The sequence below is a fragment of the Sphingobium sp. ba1 genome (genome assembly GCF_000743655.1).
Lineage (GTDB): Bacteria > Pseudomonadota > Alphaproteobacteria > Sphingomonadales > Sphingomonadaceae > Sphingobium.
Genome location: NZ_JPPQ01000069.1, coordinates 2926919 through 2928396 on the forward strand (window position 1 = coordinate 2926919; position 1478 = coordinate 2928396).

Here is a 1478-nt window from a genome sequence, read left to right on the forward strand (position 1 = left end):
TTACGCCGCTACGTTGAAAGCAGGCGCAAAATTGTGCCTTGCAACATGATGCGAATCGGGAGATAACATAGGCGTCGCGCGATGAAGCGCGCCTATATCTGGATGCGCTCTCCCAAGGACGGGACCGCCATCCCCATCCACATCGCAGCAAAGCCGCTGACCGGACTACGCCCTTCGTGCGTGCGTCCGGCCTGCGGCTTTTTTCGTGTCCATTTCCGTTTATTGGGGGACGTATCATGGCTACCGCTTATTGGGATCGCGACAAGGAGGGTGAACAGCCCGCCGCCGCGATCAGCTTCTGGAAGGCCGGCCACACGCCGACCCTTGTTGCCGCCTTTCTCTATTTCGACCTCGCCTTCATGGTGTGGGTGCTGCTCGGCCCGCTTGCGCCGATGATCGCACAGACATTGGCGCTGACCCCGGCCGAAAAAGGCCTAATGGTCGCCACGCCGACATTGATGGGCGCGCTGCTCCGCGTCGTGAACGGCCTGCTGGTCGACCGGATCGGGCCGAAAATGTCGGGCGCGATCAGCCAGTTGATCGTGATTGCCGGGTTGTTTGTGGCCTGGCTGATGGGGGTCAGCAGCTTTGAAGGCACGCTGGCGCTGGGGGTCGTGCTGGGCTTTGCGGGCGCGAGCTTCGCGATCGCGTTGCCGCTGGCGAGCCGCTGGTATCCGCCTGAGCATCAGGGCAAGGCGATGGGCCTGGCGGGCATGGGCAATTCGGGCACCGTGCTGGCGGCATTGTTCGCGCCGGGGCTAGCCAAATTATTCGGCTGGAACGCGGTGCTGGGCCTCGCCTGCATCCCGCTGACCATCGTGTTCGTCATCTATATGATCATGGCGAAGGACGCGCCCAACGCGCCGCCGCCCAAGAAGATGATCGACTATTTCCAGCCGCTGAAACAGGCCGATGCCTGGTTGCTGATGGCCTTTTATGCGGTGACGTTCGGCGGTTTCGTTGGCCTCGCCGCCAGCCTGCCGATCTACTTTACCGACCAATTCGGCCTGACGCCGGTGATGGCGGGCTATTGCACCGCAGGCTGCGTGTTCGCCGGGTCGCTGGTTCGCCCGATCGGTGGGGCGCTGGCTGACAAGATTGGCGGCGTAAGAACGCTGATGATCGTTTATCTGATTGCCGCGATCGCGCTGGCAGGCGTCGCCTTTGCCACGACGCTGGTGACGGCGCTTGGCCTCTTCGTCCTCGCCATGCTGGCGCTGGGCACGGGCAATGGATCGGTTTTCCAGTTGGTGCCGCAGCGGTTCCAGGCGGAAATCGGCGTGATGACCGGCCTTGTCGGCATGGCAGGCGGGATTGGCGGCTTCTACCTTGCCAGTTCGCTCGGCTTTGCCAAGCAATTGACCGGCAGCTTTTCGGCCGGGTTCCTGATCTTCGCTGGCCTTGCGGTCGTCGCCTTCATCGGCGTGGCGCTGGTCAAGGCGCGGTGGCGGGCGACCTGGACCAGCGGCGCACGCATC

1 protein-coding gene is annotated in these 1478 nt (G+C 63.3%); it reads left to right on the plus strand.

The window, feature by feature from the left end; translation table 11 throughout:
* Positions 1 to 236 precede the first annotated feature (236 nt).
* Positions 237 to 1478 (plus strand): nitrate/nitrite transporter (locus IL54_RS17435; RefSeq protein ID WP_037479091.1); only part of this gene is annotated, 1242 nt, incomplete at its 3' end.